Here is a 649-nt window from a genome sequence, read left to right on the forward strand (position 1 = left end):
GCTCGTCATCTTCCAGCGGTGTGGCGCGATAGGTCGCGAACACTTTCTGTGCACGAACCAGGTCATCGGCCAGCGCCTGACGAACGCGTTCTTTGTCTGTTTCTGACACACCGCCATCCTGGGCATCGAGCAAGCGATACAGGCCACGGTTGTGCGCAGTCAGGCTGGTCAGGGTTTCATTGGTGTTGCTGACCGAAACCAGGTTGTTGGAGAAGGTCAGTTCCAGCGCATTGCCCAGGCGGGTCACGCCTGTCATGCCCAGGCCACCTACCGCCAGTGTAATGAGCGCACAGATGATGAACGCCGAAAGAAGCTTGGTCGAAAACTTGAGCTGACGCAGAATATTCATAGGGTGGGCCGTTGCTTAATGAGGAATGACGACTAAGCTGAAGTGATTTGCCACTCAGCAATGATGTCATAATGACTTCATCCATTACGCAAACGTTCAACACCGGACAAAATTTCTTACAGATCGGCACATTCTGCTGAAACGCATTGCTTGCAGCGCCCTCCAGGCCAGCATCTGAGCCATCAGTGAAGCAGGATTGACTGCCTCTCACCGTTGCGATCCGTGCCTTGCACAAACGCCCGCGCTTCGCGGGTCATGCGGTCAAGCCGGTGGTCCCGCTCTTTCTCGGCCTCGGCCATT

At 55.5% G+C, this 649-nt stretch carries 1 protein-coding gene; it reads right to left on the reverse strand.

What is annotated here, in order from left to right:
* Window positions 1-349 (reverse strand): Tar ligand binding domain-containing protein (locus tag BZK31_RS27900; protein WP_208617249.1); only part of this gene is annotated, 349 nt, incomplete at its 3' end.
* Window positions 350-649 lie beyond the last annotated feature (300 nt).

The organism is Pseudomonas floridensis, assembly GCF_002087235.1.
In the GTDB taxonomy this organism is placed as follows: Bacteria; Pseudomonadota; Gammaproteobacteria; order Pseudomonadales; family Pseudomonadaceae; genus Aquipseudomonas; species Aquipseudomonas floridensis.